This window comes from Parafrankia sp. EAN1pec, assembly GCF_000018005.1.
Classification (GTDB): Bacteria; Actinomycetota; Actinomycetes; order Frankiales; family Frankiaceae; genus Parafrankia; species Parafrankia soli.
This window is the reverse complement of the sequence record NC_009921.1, coordinates 3,951,428-3,968,166: the sequence shown is the minus strand read 5'-3', so window position 1 is coordinate 3,968,166 and position 16,739 is coordinate 3,951,428. Positions and strand designations below refer to the sequence as shown.

General features: G+C 71.1%; 13 protein-coding genes and 1 pseudogene. 7 read left to right on the top strand and 7 right to left on the bottom strand.

Annotation, left to right across the window (positions count from 1 at the left end):
• The first annotated feature begins 8 nt into the window (after positions 1-8).
• Complete coding sequence (helR, locus tag FRANEAN1_RS16245) at positions 9-2,156, top strand: RNA polymerase recycling motor ATPase HelR (RefSeq protein ID WP_020460895.1); 2,148 nt, start codon at positions 9-11, stop codon at positions 2,154-2,156.
• Positions 2,157-2,182: 26 nt separating this feature from the next.
• Here helR and FRANEAN1_RS16240 read toward each other — a convergent pair whose 3' ends face one another.
• On the bottom strand, positions 2,183-2,986 hold the full coding sequence (locus tag FRANEAN1_RS16240; RefSeq protein WP_020460894.1) for a hotdog domain-containing protein: 804 nt from the start codon (positions 2,984-2,986) through the stop codon (positions 2,183-2,185).
• Between the two features lie 262 nt (positions 2,987-3,248).
• Positions 3,249-4,127 (bottom strand): alpha/beta hydrolase, encoded by an 879-nt coding sequence (locus tag FRANEAN1_RS16235; protein ID WP_020460893.1) that lies wholly within the window; start codon positions 4,125-4,127, stop codon positions 3,249-3,251.
• Between the two features lie 115 nt (positions 4,128-4,242).
• Here FRANEAN1_RS16235 and FRANEAN1_RS16230 point away from each other — a divergent pair, with 115 nt between their 5' ends.
• The 3 genes from FRANEAN1_RS16230 (at position 4,243) to FRANEAN1_RS16220 (ending at position 9,124) form a co-directional block, all read left to right on the top strand.
• Positions 4,243-6,129, top strand: coding sequence for a BTAD domain-containing putative transcriptional regulator (locus FRANEAN1_RS16230; RefSeq protein WP_020460892.1), 1,887 nt, complete (start codon positions 4,243-4,245; stop codon positions 6,127-6,129).
• A 401-nt stretch (positions 6,130-6,530) separates the two neighbouring features.
• Entirely contained in the window at positions 6,531-7,502 is a 972-nt protein-coding gene (locus FRANEAN1_RS16225; protein ID WP_020460891.1) for a TIR domain-containing protein, read from the top strand.
• Complete coding sequence (locus FRANEAN1_RS16220) at positions 7,499-9,124, top strand: SPFH domain-containing protein (protein WP_041254257.1); 1,626 nt, start codon at positions 7,499-7,501, stop codon at positions 9,122-9,124. The genes FRANEAN1_RS16225 and FRANEAN1_RS16220 overlap by 4 nt, the downstream gene beginning before the upstream one ends.
• Here FRANEAN1_RS16220 and FRANEAN1_RS42205 read toward each other — a convergent pair.
• The 3 genes from FRANEAN1_RS42205 to FRANEAN1_RS16210 all read right to left on the bottom strand — a co-directional run bounded on the left by FRANEAN1_RS42205 (position 9,009) and on the right by FRANEAN1_RS16210 (position 10,314).
• Positions 9,009-9,419 carry a carboxymuconolactone decarboxylase family protein gene (locus FRANEAN1_RS42205; protein WP_198145526.1) on the bottom strand — a complete coding sequence of 137 codons (411 nt, stop codon included), beginning with the start codon at positions 9,417-9,419 and terminating at the stop codon, positions 9,009-9,011. The genes FRANEAN1_RS16220 and FRANEAN1_RS42205 overlap by 116 nt on opposite strands.
• Before the next feature lie 24 nt (positions 9,420-9,443).
• The gene (locus FRANEAN1_RS42200; protein ID WP_020460889.1) at positions 9,444-9,653 is read right to left on the bottom strand and encodes a 4-carboxymuconolactone decarboxylase; all 210 of its coding nucleotides are present in this window, start codon (positions 9,651-9,653) and stop codon (positions 9,444-9,446) included.
• 223 nt (positions 9,654-9,876) lie between these two features.
• Positions 9,877-10,314, bottom strand: coding sequence for a MarR family transcriptional regulator (locus tag FRANEAN1_RS16210; protein ID WP_041254255.1), 438 nt, complete (start codon positions 10,312-10,314; stop codon positions 9,877-9,879).
• A 64-nt stretch (positions 10,315-10,378) separates the two neighbouring features.
• Between FRANEAN1_RS16210 and FRANEAN1_RS16205 the strand changes: the two are divergent.
• Positions 10,379-11,728, top strand: a pseudogene (locus tag FRANEAN1_RS16205) (MFS transporter); the annotation flags it as partial.
• A 106-nt stretch (positions 11,729-11,834) separates the two neighbouring features.
• Here FRANEAN1_RS16205 and FRANEAN1_RS43485 read toward each other — a convergent pair.
• Both FRANEAN1_RS43485 and FRANEAN1_RS16195 read right to left on the bottom strand, forming a co-directional pair.
• Positions 11,835-12,692, bottom strand: a complete 858-nt coding sequence (locus FRANEAN1_RS43485) for an SDR family NAD(P)-dependent oxidoreductase (RefSeq protein WP_020460886.1) — start codon at positions 12,690-12,692, stop codon at positions 11,835-11,837.
• Complete coding sequence (locus FRANEAN1_RS16195; protein ID WP_020460885.1) at positions 12,689-14,242, bottom strand: DHA2 family efflux MFS transporter permease subunit; 1,554 nt, start codon at positions 14,240-14,242, stop codon at positions 12,689-12,691. Before FRANEAN1_RS16195 ends, FRANEAN1_RS43485 begins: the two co-directional genes overlap by 4 nt.
• 120 nt (positions 14,243-14,362) lie before the next feature.
• Here FRANEAN1_RS16195 and FRANEAN1_RS16190 point away from each other — a divergent pair, with 120 nt between their 5' ends.
• Positions 14,363-15,037, top strand: coding sequence for a TetR/AcrR family transcriptional regulator (locus FRANEAN1_RS16190; RefSeq protein WP_020460884.1), 675 nt, complete (start codon positions 14,363-14,365; stop codon positions 15,035-15,037).
• Positions 15,038-15,264: 227 nt separating this feature from the next.
• A complete protein-coding gene (locus FRANEAN1_RS16185; protein ID WP_020460883.1) occupies positions 15,265-16,725 on the top strand; it encodes a carboxyl transferase domain-containing protein in 1,461 nt (486 codons plus the stop codon).
• The last annotated feature ends 14 nt before the right edge of the window (positions 16,726-16,739 follow it).

Here is a 16,739-nt window from a genome sequence, read left to right as displayed (position 1 = left end):
GCCGAGACGTGAACCCCCTGACCACCAGCGCGTTCGACCTTCCCGACCGCCTCGCCGCCAAGGCCGACCCGACGCTGGTCGCCGGCGACGAGCAGCACTTCACGGCCATCGCGGAGAGCCTCGAACAGTCGATCGCCGAGCTGTCCGACCGCCTCGACACCGCGCGCAGGGCGCCCGGCGGCATCGGCCAGGAGGCGATGGACCGGGACCTGGAGATCCACCGGCTGACCGCCCGCCTGCGCGCCCTGCGCCGCTTCGGTCTGGACCTGTGCCTCGGGTACATCATCCGGGTGGACAACCCCGAGCCCGTGTACGTCGGACGGCTCGGGCTCACCGACAGCGCGGGCCGTCGCCTGCTGCTCGACTGGCGCTCGCCCGCCGCCGAGCCGTTCTTCGGAGCGACCCACGCCAACCCGATGGGCCTGGCGAGCCGCCGCAGGTACCGCTGGACCCGCGGCCGGATCAGCGACTACTGGGACGAGGTGTTCACCCCGGACGGATTCGAGGGGCACGCCGCACTCGACGACCAGTCCGCGTTCATCGCCAGCCTGGGCGGCAACCGCTCCGCCCGGATGCGGGACGTGCTCGGCACCATCCAGGCCGACCAGGACGCCATCATCCGCGCGGGATCCGACGGCGCCCTCGTCGTCGACGGCGGTCCGGGCACGGGAAAAACCGTCGTCGCGCTGCACCGCTCCGCCTACCTGCTCTACGCCGACCCTCGCCTCGGTCACCGCCGCGGCGGGGTGCTGTTCGTCGGTCCGCACCAGCCCTACCTGGCCTACGTGGCCGACGTCCTCCCCAGCCTCGGCGAGGAGGGAGTGCAGACCTGCAACCTGCGGGACCTCGTCGCCGAGGGAGCCACCGCGACGATCGAGACCGACCCGGACGCGGCCCGCCTGAAATCGTCCGCGAACCTGGTGAAGGCGATCGAGACGGCCGTCAGGTTCTACGAGGAACCGCCCACCAAGGGAATGACGATCACGACCCACTGGGCGGACGTCTGGCTGAGCGCCGACGACTGGGCCGAGGCGTTCGAGGCACCGGACCCCGGCATCCCGCACAACGAGGCACGTGACCAGATCTGGCAGGAGTTGGTCACGATCCTGATGGACAAGCACGACGACGACATCTCGGCGCACCTGCTCCGGAGGTCGCTGCTGCAGAACCGGGAGCTGCTCACGACCTTCAACCGCACGTGGCCGCTACTCGAAGCGGCCGACCTCGTCGGAGACCTGTGGTCGGTACCCGCCTACCTGCGCAAATGCGCTCCATGGCTCAGCCCCGACGAGGTCCGGCTCCTGCAGCGCGCGGACGCCCAGGCCTGGACGGTGTCCGACCTGCCGATCCTGGACGCGGCCCGGCAGCGGCTCGGCGACCCGGAGGCGTCCCGGCGCAGGCGTCGGCAGGACGCCGCCGTCGCCGCCGAACGCGAACACATGACCAAGGTCGTCGACAACCTGCTCGAGGCCGACGACGACGGTGAGGGCCTCGTGACGATGCTGCGCGGGCAGGACCTGCGCGACGTCCTGGTCGACGAGTCCGCGCTGCCCACCACCGACCCGGACCTGCTCGCCGGCCCGTTCGCGCACGTCGTCGTGGACGAGGCCCAGGAGCTGACCGACGCGGAGTGGCAGATGCTGCTGCTGCGCTGTCCGTCCCGCAGCTTCACCGTCGTCGGGGACCGCGCCCAGGCCCGCCACGGCTTCACCGAGTCGTGGCGGGAACGGCTCGCGCGGGTCGGGTTCGACCGGATCAGGCAGGCATCCCTCAGCATCAACTACCGGACGCCGGAAGAGGTCATGGCCGAAGCCGAACCGGTCATCCGCACTGTGCTCCCGGACGCCAACGTGCCGACCTCCATCCGCGGCAGCGGCATCCCCGTCCAGCACGGATCCACCTCGGATCTGGATTCGGTCCTCGACTCGTGGCTCGCCGCGCACGCCGACGGGATCGCCTGCGTCATCGGCGATCCCACGTTCCGGCCGACGTCGCGCGTCCGGTCACTGACCCCGGAGCTGTCGAAGGGGCTCGAGTTCGACCTGGTCATCCTCGTCGACCCGGAGACCTTCGGCACCGGCATCGAAGGAGCCGTCGACCGCTACGTCGCGATGACCCGCGCGACCCGGCAACTCGTCATCCTCACGAGCCCCTGACGTCGGCGGGCCTGATCGGTGTGGGATCAGCGAGCCCGGCCGAAGGTTCGGGTGGTGGCGATGACGGCGAGGCGGTTGTCGGCGCCGGTGTCACGCACCTCGACCCGGCCGAGGCCGTCGCGGACCAGCGCGGTGGCGACGACCGGGCCGACCCGGGCCGGGCGCAGGTAGCGGATCCCCAGGGAGGCGAGCGTCTCGCCCGGGGTGAGGGAGAGCGCCGCCTCCTCGGCGGTCAGGGCGAGCAGCCCGCCGTTGATGGTGTTCGACGCGTTGATCGCGTCCTCGGCGCGGGGCAGCGTCGCCACGCCCGGCGCGAGAACCTCGCAGCGGGCCCGCTCGGCCAGCGGCCTGCTCAGCCGTCGGCCCGGGCTCCGGCGCGGCCGGGTCTTCAGGTCCGCCAGATCGGGTGCCATGACCAGGGCGGGGTTCGGGGCGGCCATGAACGAGGTGACGGCGAATCCGATCCGGTCACCGCCACTGCCGGTGAACTCGACCTCCACGACGCCGACCGACCGGCCGGCCTTGACCAGCCGGGCGGCCACATTGATTGTCTCGGACTCGCGCGGCGGGGCGAAGACCTGGACGTCCAGGTCGAGCGTGACGGGGACGCGGGGTGCGAACCGGTCCATCACCGTATAGCCGGCCACGGTGTCGGCCCAGATCGCCAGGATCGACGTGCGCACGCTCCCCGTCCCGGGGGCGAACATCTCCGGGACGACCGGTGCCGACCCGTGCCACTCGTCGCCGACCAGGTCGAGGCCGAAGCCGAGCTCGAGCAGGATGTGGTCGTCGGTGTGCGTGACGTACTGGACTTCGTCGGTGGTGGTCATCGCTGCCGCCCCCCGGGCATGACGTGGCTTCCCTTGCCGGGACGACGCGGGCCCGCACCTCGGCTGGAGCCGCTTCGGCTGAGCACTGGTCTCCGATCCGCTCCTCGGCCCACAGCGCGAGCAGACGCCCAGCCGGCCGCCGAGGACCTTCCTGATTCAACAACATTGACGTCGGAATCAAGTCAGGATGGCTCTCGGTGTGGCGCACCACGCACCTCGTACACCTCGTACACCTCGTACACCTCGGCGCTGTCGGCCGGCGTCACCGGGCGAGGAGGTCACGGATCACCTGGGCGATCTCGTCGGGGGCCTCCTCTGCCATGAAGTGGCCGGCGCGGGTGAGGCGGTGGTCGAGGTCGGGTGCCCAGGCCCGCCAGAGCGTCTCGGCGTCGAAGCCGAGCTGCGCGCCCCAGTCCTGCTGCACAACGGAGACGGGCATCGCGAACTGCGAGCCGGCGTCGAGGTCGGCCTGGTCGTGCGCCAGGTCGACGCCGGCGGACGCGCGGTAGTCGGCGACGATCGACGGCACCGCCGCGGCGCTCGCTCGCAGGTATTCGGCGCGCACGTCTGCCGGGATCGCCGCCGGATCGTTCGCCCAGGCGTCGAGGAAGAAGCCGAAGAACGCGTCCACACTGTTGATGATCATCGTCTCGGGCAGGCCTTCTGGCTGCGCCATGAGATAGAGGTGGAAGCCGACCGCGCCGGACACCCCGTGCAACACGTTCCACATGTCGAGGGTCGGTACGACGTCCAGGATGCCGAGGTGCGTGATCGTCTCGGGATGATCGAGCCCGGCTCGGAACGCGACGAGGGCTCCGCGGTCGTGGCCGACCAGCGCCAGGCGTTCGTGGCCGAGCGCCGCGGCAAGCGCCACGATGTCAGCCGCCATGGTCCGCTTCGCGTACACGTCGGGGCCCGTGGCGGGCGGCTTGTCACTTGCTCCGTATCCGCGAAGGTCAGGGCAGATGACCGTGTGCCGGGCGGCGAGGCGCTCGGCGACCTGGCGCCACATGAGGTGGGTCTGGGGGAAGCCGTGCAGCAGCACGACCGGGCTGCCCGTGCCGCCGACCGCCGTCGAGAGCATGACACCGTCCGCCCCGGGCAGGCGGGTGTAGTCGAAGCCGGGGATGGTGAGGGGCATGACGCGCGTCCTTCCAAAGCGGGTGCCGTACCGGGCGAGCCCAGGCTGCGCGGCGCCGGTCAGCGGCGAATCAGCGCGCGACGCCGTGGGGGCGGCGGGCCGTGAGGATGGGGACATGCGGATCGAGGTGCTGGGCGCGGTGAGGGCACGTCGCGAGGACGGGACCGAGATCGACCTGCGTGGCCCCCGGCACCGTGAGGTCCTTGCCCGCCTCGTCGCCGCCGACGGACGGATGGTCGCCACCGACGCCCTTGTCGCCGACCTGTGGCCCGACCCGCCGGCCGGTGCCGTCGGCGCCCTCCGCACATTCGTCGCCGCCCTGCGCCGCGCCCTCGAGCCCGAGCGCCCGCCCAGGACGCCCCCACGTGTGTTGGTGACCGAGGGGCCCGGTTACGCGCTGCGCCTGCCACGGGCGGACGTCGACGCCCACCGCTTCGAGGACGCGCTCGCCGCCGCCCGGCGCTCGTCCGACGCGTTCGCGCCGCTCGGCGTGGCGCTCGCCGCGTGGCGCGGACCGGCCTACGCCGGCCTGCCCGACGCCGGGTGGGTGCGCGGCGAGCGCCGCCGACTCGAGGAGCTGCGGCTGCAGGGCGTGGAGCTGCAGGCGGGCATCCTGCTCGATCGCGGCCAAGGGGCCGATCTCGTCGCCGAGCTCGACGCGCACGTCACCGAGCATCCGTGGCGCGAGCCGGCGTGGGGACTGCTCGCCCGCGCCCTCTATCGCGCCGGGCGCCAGGCCGACGCGCTCGCCACGCTCCGGCGCGCCCGCGCGATGCTCGTCGACCAGCTCGGGCTCGACCCGAGCCGCGCACTGCGCCGGCTTGAAGCGGACATGCTCACCCAGTCGCCCGCCCTCGAACCGCGAGTCTCCGAATGGCCGGCCATCACCGCCCGTCTCGGCCCACGCACGACCGTCGACGTCGCGCGCGCCCTGGCCCTCGCGGGCGGCGACGCGCTCGTGTCCTCCCGGCGCGACCGGCTCGCCGCCGCGCTCGCCGCGGAACGAACGGGCGATGTCGCGCTGACCGCCCGCGTCATCGGTGCCTACGACGTGCCCGCGATCTGGAACCGTGCCGATGACCCGGTACAGGCCCGCGCCGTCGTCGCCGCGGCCGAACGCACGCTCGCCACGCTCGGCCCCGCCGCGCCCGCCGACCTGCGGGCCCGGCTCCTCGCCACGATCGCCGTCGAGAGCCGCGCCGAGGACGCCGCCGGGCCGGCACGGGAGGCTGAGGCGTTGGCACGGTCTCTCGGTGATCCCGCCCTGCTCGCCTTCGCGCTCAACGGCGTCTTTCTGCAGTCCTTCTCCCGGCCGGGACTCGCGCAGCGGCGCGACGACATCGGAGCGGAACTCGTCGCGGTGTCCACCCGGCACGGGCTGCCCACCTTCGCGATTCTCGGCCATCTCGTACGCCTGCAGTCGGCGTCGGCCCGCGGTGATCTCGACGCTGGCTCCCAGCACGCGGCCGCGGCCGAGCGGCTCGCCACCGAGCACGAGTCGCCGCTCGTGCCGGTGCTCACCAGGTGGTTCCGGGCGCTCGTCATCGCGGCCCGCAGCGCCGCGCCCGGCGGGCCGTCCGCCGCCGCGGCCGCGGCCGCCTACCGAGCCGCCGACACCGCGCTCGAACAGGCCGGCATGCCGGGCCTGCACCGCGGCCTGCTACCGCTCGCCCTGCTCGGGCTCCGTCTGCTGCACGACCGCCCCGCCCCGATCGACCCACGGCTGGACTGGGGCCCGTACACGCCGTGGGCGGCACCGCTCGTGCTCCTCGCGCAGGACCGTCGAGAACAGGCACGAGCCGCCCTCGCCGCGACGCCCGAACCGCCGCACGACCACCTCCAGGAGGCGCTCTGGTGCCTCACCGCCCACGCCGCCGCCCAGCTCGGCGAGCACGCGATCGCCGGGCGGGCCGCGGCGGCCCTGCGGCCCGCCCGCACCGAACACGCCGGCGCCGCCAGCGGCATGCTCACACTCGGCCCGGTGGCGCGCTACCGCGACTAGGCGCCGGCGGTCGCGGTGGGGACAGTGGTGTTGCTCAGACCGGCAGGCCGGACCTTCCATGCCCCACCGGGCCGATATGGGCACACTGACTTCTACTTCAGAGCAGATTATGGAGCTAATATGTCCATTCTTAATCCTCGATAGCTGGGAACGCTGGGGGTCGCGATCAGTCTGGGTATGTCCTCGGGTCGGGCAAGGCCGAAAAATGACGGGTTCACCGGTCTGGCTCGACCAGCGCTCCGAGCTGAGGTGATCCGTTGGAGCGCCGGCGAGCTCGTCCTGCCGACAGTGCCCGCGCCGGGCGCCGACAGCCGGGACGCCGCCATCTGTCCGGCATGTGACCAGGGCTGGAACCGCACTACCCGGCGCTGGCCGCGATGAGTTCAGGGCAAGGACGAGGGATGCTGGCCGCGGAGTCGCCTTATGTGGGAAGCAGCACGCTGAACGAGCCCTCACTGTTTATCTCGTACGCGCATGCGGACGCCATGTACGTCGAACGGCTCGCGCGGTGCCTGGACGGCTTCGGCCTGCCCGTCTGGTACGACGACGGCCTGGGGTGGGGCGCTCGATTCACCCAGGAGATCCGGCTACGGATCAGGAACGCCCTCGCGGTCATCGTCGTGATGTCCCCCGCGGCGGAGAAGTCGGAGTGGGTCGAACGGGAGATCCTGGAAGGGCAACGGCACGACCGGGAGTTCTTCCCGATCCTGATCGAGGGAAGCCGACTGTTCCTGCTCGCGACTCGGCACTACTTCGATGCCCAGGACGGCTCGTTGCCAGGCGAGCGGGAGATCGCGCAGTTGCAGGCGGTCTGCAGGAGCACGGGCACCGCCGGCGGAGACACCCCGACGCTCCTGCTGCGGCCGCCGCACCAACGGGCGTCGACGGTACACCTCTCCAGGGAAAGATCGTTGGAGAAGCTCGGCTCGCTCTTCCAGGAGGGAGAGCTGGAGCATGCGGACATCCTGACATCGTCGCTGCTGCTCGAGTCGGTGCAGCGGCTGGAGGCCGGCTGGATGCGGCGCCGAGCTGACGGCGAACGACTGCCCATCGACCTGCTGGCCCGGATCGACTCACTGTGGGAGGACGCCTCCGAGGGAAAACAGGGGTTTCGCGCCCAGATGGCCCGTCACATGGGCCTGCGCGTCGACACCGAGCGGGATTTCGTCCAGCTGGCACAGGCGCTGGGGTGGACGAGCGGCCGCGGGGACACGAATCCACGCTACGGAGCCTTCGTCGGGGCCGCCGGCCGCGGAAACGGATTCTTCCCGACTCTGCGTAATCCGCAGATGGAGCGATATCAGAGCTGGCATGACCAGTGGGTGCAGACAGTCATGGCTGTGCATTTACGGCTACTGAAAGGCGGGGGATGATCGTGCCCTGGTACGGGTGGCTGCTGCTGGTCATTTTTCTCGGCGGTGGGGGGTATCTTCTCTTCATCGGGCTGATAAAGGTACCGCCGGGCCAGGTGGGAGTCGTTCGGGTACGGTTTGCCCCGAGCCACCCGGACGACGCACGCCGGCGGGTGAAGGTGCATGGCTCGCCAGGGGTGCAGGCCGAGCTACTGAAGGCCGACTGGCTCTACTTCCGGCCACCGGTGCTGTACCAGATCAGCTATCGGGAAAGGACCAGGGTCCCGCCGGGAACGATCGGCGTGGTCGTGGCGAGGGACGGGGAGACGGCTCCGGTGCACGAGGCGCTTTCGAGGCACGTCGAATGCGACTCCTTTCAGGACGGGCGCGCCTTCCTCTGCAACGGGGGCCAGAAGGGAAGACAGCCAGCGGTGTTGCCGGTCGGCGAGTACGACATCAACCCGGAGCTCTTCGACGTCGTGACGGTGGAGACGATCGGGTCTGGCCGGTACGGCCTCACCGAGAACGACCTGAGAGAGATCGACGTTCAGGTCGGAACCGCCGGAGTCGTGATCGTCCGCGTCGGACAGATGTACGACGACAGCAACGCCGCGGTCGCGCCGCGGGTACCCGGCCATCGCAGTTTCCAGTACCCCTGGGCTTTCCTCGAGAACGGTGGTTGCCAGGGGGTACAGGAGGAGACGCTCCCCGGCGGCGGGAGCTATCAGATCAATCCGTGGTTCGCCCGCGTGGTCCTCATCCCCACCCGGGTCCTCGTCCTGGAGTGGAGCAGGAAGCGGCAGGAGGAGAGCCGCTTCGACTCGGCGCTCGACCAGATCGTGGTCAACGTCGGAGGATTCCCGATCCGGTTCGACATGCAGCAGACCATCCAGATTCCGGCCAGAGCGGCGCCGCGGCTGGTGAGCCAGTTCGGCGAGCAGGAGAAACATCCGGTCGAGCCGGACGACGACGTGACGAGACCCGCCCCGGTGCGCCGGTTCGTCGAGCGTGTGCTGGGGACGACGGCCGAGGGATATTTTCTGAGTACGGCCAGCGAGTACAAGGTGCTCGACTTCCTGAACAGTCACAACGAGGTTCGGCTGGAGGTCGAGCAGAAAGTCCGCCAGGCGCTTGACGAATGGGATATCGAGGCGGTCCGCACCACCCTCGGCGAGTTCGAACCACCCGCGAACCTTGACGAGATCCGCCGGGCGATCGCCAGCGAGCGGGAGCACGCACGTATCCACCGGCACGAGCTGGAGAACGCGAGAATCAAGGCGGAGATCGTCCGGGTCCAGGCGGAGAGCGAAGCGGTCGCCAAAGGAATCCGGAGCACAGCGGAGGCGGAGCACATCCAGAAGCTGGCGGCGGCGGAGCTCGAGGCGAGGATCCAGCTTCTGGGCCAGGATGTCGTGGCGATGGAGCTCCTCCTGGCACAGCTCTCGAAAATGAACGTGCCGACCTATGTCGGCGGCGACGCGACCGCGCTGCTACAGCACATGCCCCTGGAAGCCGCACGCGAAATGATCAACAATGCGATCGCCCGCGTCCAGCAGAAGGAGGTGGCTGGCGCGCCGCCGCGTCCCGGCCCACCCGACGACGGCGCCGCCAGCGAACTGACAGCCGGTACCGGTCCGATCTGAGGCTCCCCGGCTGATGAATCAGGCCGTGCGCCCGCATCATCCGCGGCGCGCTTTTACTCGTCGGGCGGGTAGTCGGTGGAAGCGGCGAGGTCACGCTGACGTTCAGGTTCGCCGCGACGTGCCCCCTCGCCTGCGGGTCGCAGCCGCCGAGGGCGACCAGCATCGCGAAGGTGAGCAGCTCGCGGGGGGGGATGTCGACGCCGCCGCGGGTGTAGTGGTCGCCGAAGCAGTTGGCCGACAGGAACCGCTGGATGTGCTGCTCGTCCGCGGGCGCACCCGCGTACAGGGCGTCCACGGCGTCGTCGCCGATGATCTGCTTCTACACCGCCAGCCCACGCGCGGCGCGGGTGTCCGTGGTCGTCGTCGACTGGCCGGGTGGCGGCAGGCTGACGCCGCGTTCGGTCAGAACGTCGTTGGTGGCGTGGAGGAAGTCGAACACCTTCGCCAGCCCGACGTACGGCACGGCCTGGTAGACGATCTCCTTGGCCTCGACGGGGCTGACACCGGCGGTGAGCGCCGCGCCGAGCATGACCCGGTACTCGGCAGCGCCTGGCAGGCGATCATCGCCGCAAGCTGGACCATGGGCCGGGTGCGGACGTCGAGACGGCTCTCGGCGAGGACCTCGTCGAAGGCGAAGTTGTCGAAGTACTCGATGAGCTCGGGGTCGGTCACCGCCAGCGTGAAGACGTGGTCGGGGAACAGCACGTCGTGGTTGCGGCGGGCCTGGTCCGTGGGCGCCACCTCGGCCTCCTTTACAGGTTGGGCCGGCGGATGGCGCCGTCGAGCGCCTGGCCCAGCAGGCGGGCGAGGGTGACCCGTTCCTCCCGGCTGAGGCCGGCGAGGATCTCGTCCTCGACGCTCTCCTGAGCCTGCTCGGCCCGTTCGAGCGCCTCGCGGCCGGTCTCGGTCATCGTGACGAGATGGCGGCGGCGGTCCGCCGGGTCGCGGCGCCGCTCGGCCAGGCCGGCGGCCTCCAGCTCGTTGAGCAGCAGGACGCAGTAGTTGGCGTCGATGCACAGGCCTTCGGTCAGGGCCTGCTGGGTGGTGCCGGCGTGATCGCGCAGGTAGGCCAGGGCCGCCATGTCCTTGAGGCTGATCCCGAGCAGGTCGGGCGTGCTGGCCCGGTGGACGAGCCGCGACAGGCGGGTCAGCAGCACGATCGGCCCCGTGGTTGAGGTGGCTTCCGGCATCGAACTATAGTAGCGGCATCGACATCATCACTGATCCGTGATGATTAACCTTACGTGATTATCGATGCCCGATGACCAACCACGATCCGACTCCCGGAGGAGATCCCCTCGATGCCCGACGCAGTCGATGTCTGACCCCACGCTGGCCGCAGTTACCGGCGGAGCCGACCGGCGCCGGTGGATCGCCCTCGTGGTCGTGTGCCTGGCCATGCTGATGAACGCGCTCGACTCGTCGATCGTCAACGTGGCGTTGCCGTCGATCCAGGGCGACCTGCACTTCAGCCAGTCCAACCTCACCTGGGTCGTCGACGCCTACCTGATCGCCTTCGGCAGTTTCCTGCTGCTCGCCGGGCGCCTCGGCGACCTGGTCGGCCGCAAGCGGGTGTTCCTCACCGGGGTCGCGCTGTTCACCGCCGCCTCGGCGCTGTGCGCCGTCTCCCCCAACCAGGGCACGCTGATCGTGGCCCGCTTCGCCCAGGGGCTCGGCGGCGCCGTCTCCTCGTCGGTGATCATCGCGATCATCGTCACCGAGTTCCCGAACGCGACGGAGCGGGCCCGGGCGATGAGCGCCTACATGCTCGTCGCCGTCGGGGGCGGGTCACTGGGGCTCGTGGCCGGCGGAGTGCTCACCCAGGCCGTGAGCTGGCACTGGATCTTCCTCATCAACGTCCCGATCGGGGTCGCGACCTTCGTCCTCGGGGTCGTCCTGATCGAGGAGAACGTCGGTCTCGGGGTGGGCCGAGGAGTGGACGTCACCGGTTCCCTGCTGGTCACCGCGGCGCTGCTGCTCGGCATCTACGCGATCGTCACGGCGGCCACCCACGGCTGGGCCTCGGCCCAGACACTCGGGTACGGGGCCGTCGGGGTTGTGCTCCTGGCCGCGTTCTTCCTGGTCGAGGCCCGGCGGAGCAATCCGATCATGCCGTTGCGGATCCTGCGGGTGCGCAGCCTGGTCGGCTCCAGCGTGGTGCGCGGATGCCTGTTCATCGCGATGTACGCCGTCTTCTTCTTCGGTGCGCTCTACCTCGAGCAGGTCCGCGACTACAGTCCGCTGCGCACCGGGCTCGCGTTCCTGCCGATGTCCCTCGTCGTCGCGGCCCTGTCGATGGGCATCGTCAGCCGGCTGCTCATCCGCTTCGGAGCGATGAACGTGCTCGTCCCCGGACTGGTCGCGGTGATCGTCGGCCTGTTCCTGCTGACCCGGGTGGACGAGCACACCAGCTACGCCGCCGGCCTGCTCCCGGGGCTGCTGATCCTCGGTCTCGGCATGGGCGCCGCGATGGTCCCGCTGCTGTCGATCGCCATGGCGGACGTCCCCCCGGCCGACGCCGGGCTGGCCTCGGGAATCGTCAACGTCTCGATCTGGCTCAGCTCCTCGGTCGGCCTCGCCGTCCTCTCCAGCCTCGCCGCCAGCCGCACGAAAACCCTCACCGCCCACGGGCACTCCGCCGTCGCCGCCCTGGTCAGCGGCTATCACCTGGCCTTCCTGATCGGTACCGGCTGCGCCCTGCTCGGGCTCGTCACGACGCTCGTCGTCCTGCGCGCTCCGGCCCGGGCGGCGTTCGCGGCGACGCGGGCGGCAGCGGCGGCGACAGCCGAATCCGCGAAGCTGCCCACCCCCCGCGAGCATCCTGAGCCCCGGGTGGAGGCGGTCCCCCACGAGTCCTGAGCCGCACGACCACCCCGGCGACGTGGCCACCGGCGAGCACGCCGCCAGGGTGCCCGCCTACTCGGCGACAGCGCACCGACGTCCGCCGGTGGGTTCGCGGGCCAGCAGCCGCCGGGTGATGGCTTCCAGGCGGGACGCCGCCGAGCCGCTGTCGGACGGCGCCGTGTTCGTGGGCGGCCACGAAGGCGACCCCGAGAAGGTCGTTGAGCTTGCCGCCCTGTCCGAGCGCAGCGCCGCCGTGGTAGAAGCGCCGTAGTTGCAGGTCGTCCCAGCGGACGACGGAGATGTCCGCCCCGGGGCCCGCAATGTTCACGATCACCGGGTTGGCGCCCTTCTCCAGCAGGCTGGTGAGGCCGTGACCGAGGACGTACCGGCTGAGGTAGAACAGCGCGAAGTTCTCCTCGAACCCCTCCGAGGTCTCGCGACGGGCGGAACGGTAGTGGCGCGCTCCCAGCACGAGCCCGTCTATCGCGGCGAACCGTTCCGTGACAGACGCGACGACCCTCTCGTTCTCGCTGACGAGGCTCAGCTCCGCCTGGAGGAAGAACGCCCTGCCGCCAGCGCCGGCCCGGTTGGCCGCGTCGAGGAAGGCCGTTCCCTTGGCGGCGTTGCGGCCGACGACCACGACCTGGTCGCCACGGCCCAGGAGGGTGCGGGCGAGGGACTGGCCGATCCCGTCGGTCCCTCCGGTGATCACGATGGTCCTCATCGGGTGCCCTCCTGGGCGGTCGCGGCGGACAGGGCTGGCGGGACCGTCCCGGACGTCGACGTCGACGTCGACGTCGACGTGGTCGCGGTCGCGGTCGCGGTCGCGGTCGCGGCACCTGCGGCCGGGACCGCCGCCTCGGTCGTCGCGTCTCGCCGGGGGAGGAACGCGCTCATGGCGAGGATGACGGCGACGGCCGCCAGCGCGAACCAGTGGACACCGTGGAACCCCGCCATCCCGCGGGTGTTCTCCGGCCCAACGGTCGCCAGGATCAGGGTGACGACGGCGATGCCGATGGCCGCGCCGAGCTGGTTGAGGATGTAGAGCACGGAGCTGCCCTGGGACACGGACTCCGGAGGCAGCGTCCGGTACAGGGATCCCATGGTGGGCGCGCCGACGAAGCTCAGCCCCGCGCCGACCACGAACGCGGCGAGCGCGGGCCACACCTCGTTGGTGTGCGCGCCGATCCCGGTGAACGCCAGTTGGCCGAGTACCGCGACAACCGCCCCGCCCCGGACGAGGGCCCGAGGGCCGAGCCGGTCGGACAGCCGCCCGGACAGGGGCATGCAGATGACGGCGGCCACCGCGAAGGGTGCCACCAGCAGCCCGGCCCCGAGCGCGCCCCGTCCATGCTGCTGCTGGTAGTAGAGCGGGAGCACGAAGAGGTTCGCGAACATCGTCAGGCCCACCAGAGTCATGACGGCCACGCTCGCGGCGAATCCAGGACTGGCGAACAGGCGCAGGTCGATCAGGGGTGGCGTGCTCCGGTGCGGACGTCCACGCAGGGCGTGCACGGCGTAGCCGGCGAGCAGCGTCACCGCCGCGACGAGCGGGACGAGCACCTGCCAGGCGACGACGGCGGTGCGGTCAGCCGCCTGCGTCAACGCGAGGACCACGGCGGCGAACCCCGGGCCGATCAGCGCGACACCGAGGACGTCGAGGCGGCTGGTGGGCGTCTGGCGTGGCGGGTCGGCAGGTACCGCACGGGCTGCGCCGAGCAGGGCCACGACCCCGACCGGCAGGTTGATCAGGAACATCCATCGCCAGGAGGCGCTCTCCAGGACGATCCCACCGACGATCAGGCCGAGCACCGGGCCGGCCGAGAGCACCATGCCCATCAACCCCATGACCCGGCCGGCGCGGCGTGGTCCCGCGGCGCGGGCGAGCAGGGTCAGCACCAGCGGGTCGAGCACGCCGGCGGCAAGGCCCTGGATGACCCGGAAGACGATCAGGCTGGTGATGTTCCAGGCGAGACCGGAGGCCAGGGAGGCGGACAGGAAGACGACGAGGGCGGTCAGCCACAGCCGGCGCGCGCCGAACCTGTCGACAGCCCAGGTGGTGATCGGGATGGCAATGGTGAGGGCCAGGAGGTATCCGGTCGAGACCCATCCGATCGTGCTCAGCGAGGCGTGGAACCGCGCGGCGAGGGTGTCGACACCGACGGCGACGACGGACCCGTCGAGGATTCCCATGATCCCGCCGAGCAGAACCACGGCGATCAGGCGTCGCAGCGGCGGGTCGAGCCGGTCCGCGTCCCGAGCTTCGGCCGACATAATGCCTCCGAGTGTCTATAGTTTTGCACGTGCGAGTGCAGTCTAGCGCTCGTATCCGTTCCCACGGCAGCGGGAGACCGACGGCGGCCGGCAGCTACGGTGCGGCGGTACCGTGATGCGGTGAACGCGATCTCGGGCGGCGGGCGGACGGCCGGCGGGCGACCGGGCTCGCGCGGCCGCCCGGACAAGAGGGAAGCGATCCTCGGCACCGCGTTCACGGTGTTCGCCCGGGAGGGGTACGCCCAGGCGGCGCTGGATGTCATCGCCACCGAGGCGCAGGTCGCCAAGCACACGATCTACAACCACTTCGGCGACAAGCAGACCCTGCTGCGGGCGGCGCTCGCCGCCGAGGCCGACCGCGCGCTGGCGAAGAACCTGGCCGCCGTCGACCGGCTCCGCGACCTGCACGGCGATCTACGGTCCGCGTTGGAGGACGTCGGCCACCGGCTGATCCAGTGCTTCTGCGACGAGCGGGGCTGGGCGCTGCGCCGGCTGCTCTACGCGGAGATCAACCAGTTTCCCGATCTGCTCGACATCATCCAGGGACGTGCGGCGAATCCGGTCACCGAGGCGCTCGCCGACCGGTTGGCCCGGCTGACGCTGGCGGGGAAGCTGCAGGCCGGCGACCCGTCCGCGGCGGCGGAGCAGCTCGCCGCGCTGCTGACCGGGTCGTTGGAGGCCCGGGCCCGGTTCGGCACCAGGGTGCTCTCCGATGACGAGATGCGCGCGGTAGCGCGGGCCGCCGTCGACACGTTCCTGCACGCCTTCGGGCCCCAGGGCGCACCACCCGCCTGACCCGGGGCAGGTACGAGTACGGATCCGGCCACGTGACCGGCCGGCCGGCGGAAACTGTGACTTCTCGGCTTGAGCCCCGCTATAGGGAGCCGAAAGCACCCATGGCCATCATCGGGTCAGTGGACGCGACGTGCCGGTGCGACCGCCAGGCCCCGCGTGCGGTGAGCGTCATCCGCCGGTGCCGTGAATGCGCCTTCCGGTGGCTGCCGAAGCTGGGGAGGAACTACATGACAGAGGTTGCGGGCGATCGGGTACGGGTGCTCATCCCGGAGCAGGAGGATGGACGGGGCCCCCATCGCAGGCTGACCCAGTTGTTCGACGCGGGCTCATTCGTGCCGTTCCCCGGATCCGCCGGCAGCCGGGTGCTCGCCGGCCGCGGCCGGATCGACGGCGAGGTGGCCATCGCCTTCTGCACAGACGGGACCCGGATGGGCGGGGCGATCGGAGCTGACGGCGCCGCGCGGATCGTGTCCGCCATCGAGGAGGCCGTGCGCATCGGACGTCCCGTCATCGGCCTGTGGCATTCCGGTGGCGCGAACCTCACCGAGGGGGTGCAGTCACTCGACGGGATCGGGCGCATCTTCTCCACGATGATCCACGCCTCCGGCCAGATCCCGCAGGTCTCGGTGGTGCTGGGGCCGGCGGCCGGTGGCGCGGCGTACGGGCCGGCGCTGACCGACGTCGTCATCATGGCTCCAGCCGGCCGGGTCTTCGTGACGGGCCCGGACGTCGTCCGCAGCGTGACCGGCGAGCAGATCGACATGGAGGGCCTCGGCGGCGCCGACGCGCACGGCCGCAGGTCCGGCGTCGTCCACGTACAGGCGTCCTCGGAGGGCGACGCCTACCAGCGGGCGCGGCGGATCACCACGCTGCTCTCCAGGTCGGGCCCGTTCGTGCTCGACCCCGCCATCACCGCGGAGCTGGACGCGAACGAGCACCTGCGGCCGGACCCACGTGCGCTGCTGCCGGAGCGGCCCCGGCGGGCCTACGACGTCCACCCGCTGATCCTGCGGCTGCTCGATGATGATCAGCATCCGTTCGAGGAGCTCCAGCCGCGCTGGGCCCCGAACGCCGTGGTCGGCCTCGGTCGCCTGTACGGCCAACCCGTCGGGGTCGTCGCGAACAACCCGATCCGCAAGGGTGGCTGCCTGGACTCGCTGAGCGCGGAGAAGATCTCGCGTTTCGTCCGGATGTGCGACTCGTTCGGCATTCCGCTGGTGGTGCTCGTGGACGTCCCCGGGTACCTGCCCGGCGTCCGCCAGGAGTGGGAGGGCGTGGTGCGCCGCGGTGCCAAGCTGCTCTACGCCTTCGCCGAGGCCACGGTACCCAGGGTCACGTTGGTCACCCGCAAGTCGTTCGGCGGGGCGTACATCGCGATGAACTCCCGGTCGCTGGGCGCGACCGCCGTGCTCGCCTGGCCGGAGGCCGAGGTCGCCGTCATGGGCGCCGAGGCAGCGGTCGGCATCCTGCACCGGCGCAAGCTGGCCGCCGCGGCCGAGGAGGAGCGGCCGGCCGTGCTCGCCCAGCTCCTCGAGGAGCACACCCGCACCGCCGGCGGCGTGGACCGCGGCCTGGCCCTCGGCGTCATCGACTCCGTCATCACCCCGGCCGACACCCGCCGCCGCATCGCCGAGGCCCTCGCCGACGCCCCAGCCCGCCACGGCAGTCACGGAAACATCCCCCTGTAGTCCACTGTGGAACT

Coding starts and splice junctions, on each gene's coding strand:
- FRANEAN1_RS16240 (WP_020460894.1), bottom strand. CDS start 2,986: ATGACCACCACCGACGAAGTCCAGTACGTCACGCACACCGACGACCAC.
- FRANEAN1_RS16235 (WP_020460893.1), bottom strand. CDS start 4,127: ATGCCCCTCACCATCCCCGGCTTCGACTACACCCGCCTGCCCGGGGCG.
- FRANEAN1_RS16230 (WP_020460892.1), top strand. CDS start 4,243: ATGCGGATCGAGGTGCTGGGCGCGGTGAGGGCACGTCGCGAGGACGGG.
- FRANEAN1_RS16225 (WP_020460891.1), top strand. CDS start 6,531: ATGCTGGCCGCGGAGTCGCCTTATGTGGGAAGCAGCACGCTGAACGAG.
- FRANEAN1_RS16220 (WP_041254257.1), top strand. CDS start 7,499: ATGATCGTGCCCTGGTACGGGTGGCTGCTGCTGGTCATTTTTCTCGGC.
- FRANEAN1_RS42200 (WP_020460889.1), bottom strand. CDS start 9,653: ATGCTCGGCGCGGCGCTCACCGCCGGTGTCAGCCCCGTCGAGGCCAAG.
- FRANEAN1_RS16210 (WP_041254255.1), bottom strand. CDS start 10,314: ATGCCGGAAGCCACCTCAACCACGGGGCCGATCGTGCTGCTGACCCGC.
- FRANEAN1_RS43485 (WP_020460886.1), bottom strand. CDS start 12,692: ATGAGGACCATCGTGATCACCGGAGGGACCGACGGGATCGGCCAGTCC.
- FRANEAN1_RS16195 (WP_020460885.1), bottom strand. CDS start 14,242: ATGTCGGCCGAAGCTCGGGACGCGGACCGGCTCGACCCGCCGCTGCGA.
- FRANEAN1_RS16185 (WP_020460883.1), top strand. CDS start 15,265: ATGACAGAGGTTGCGGGCGATCGGGTACGGGTGCTCATCCCGGAGCAG.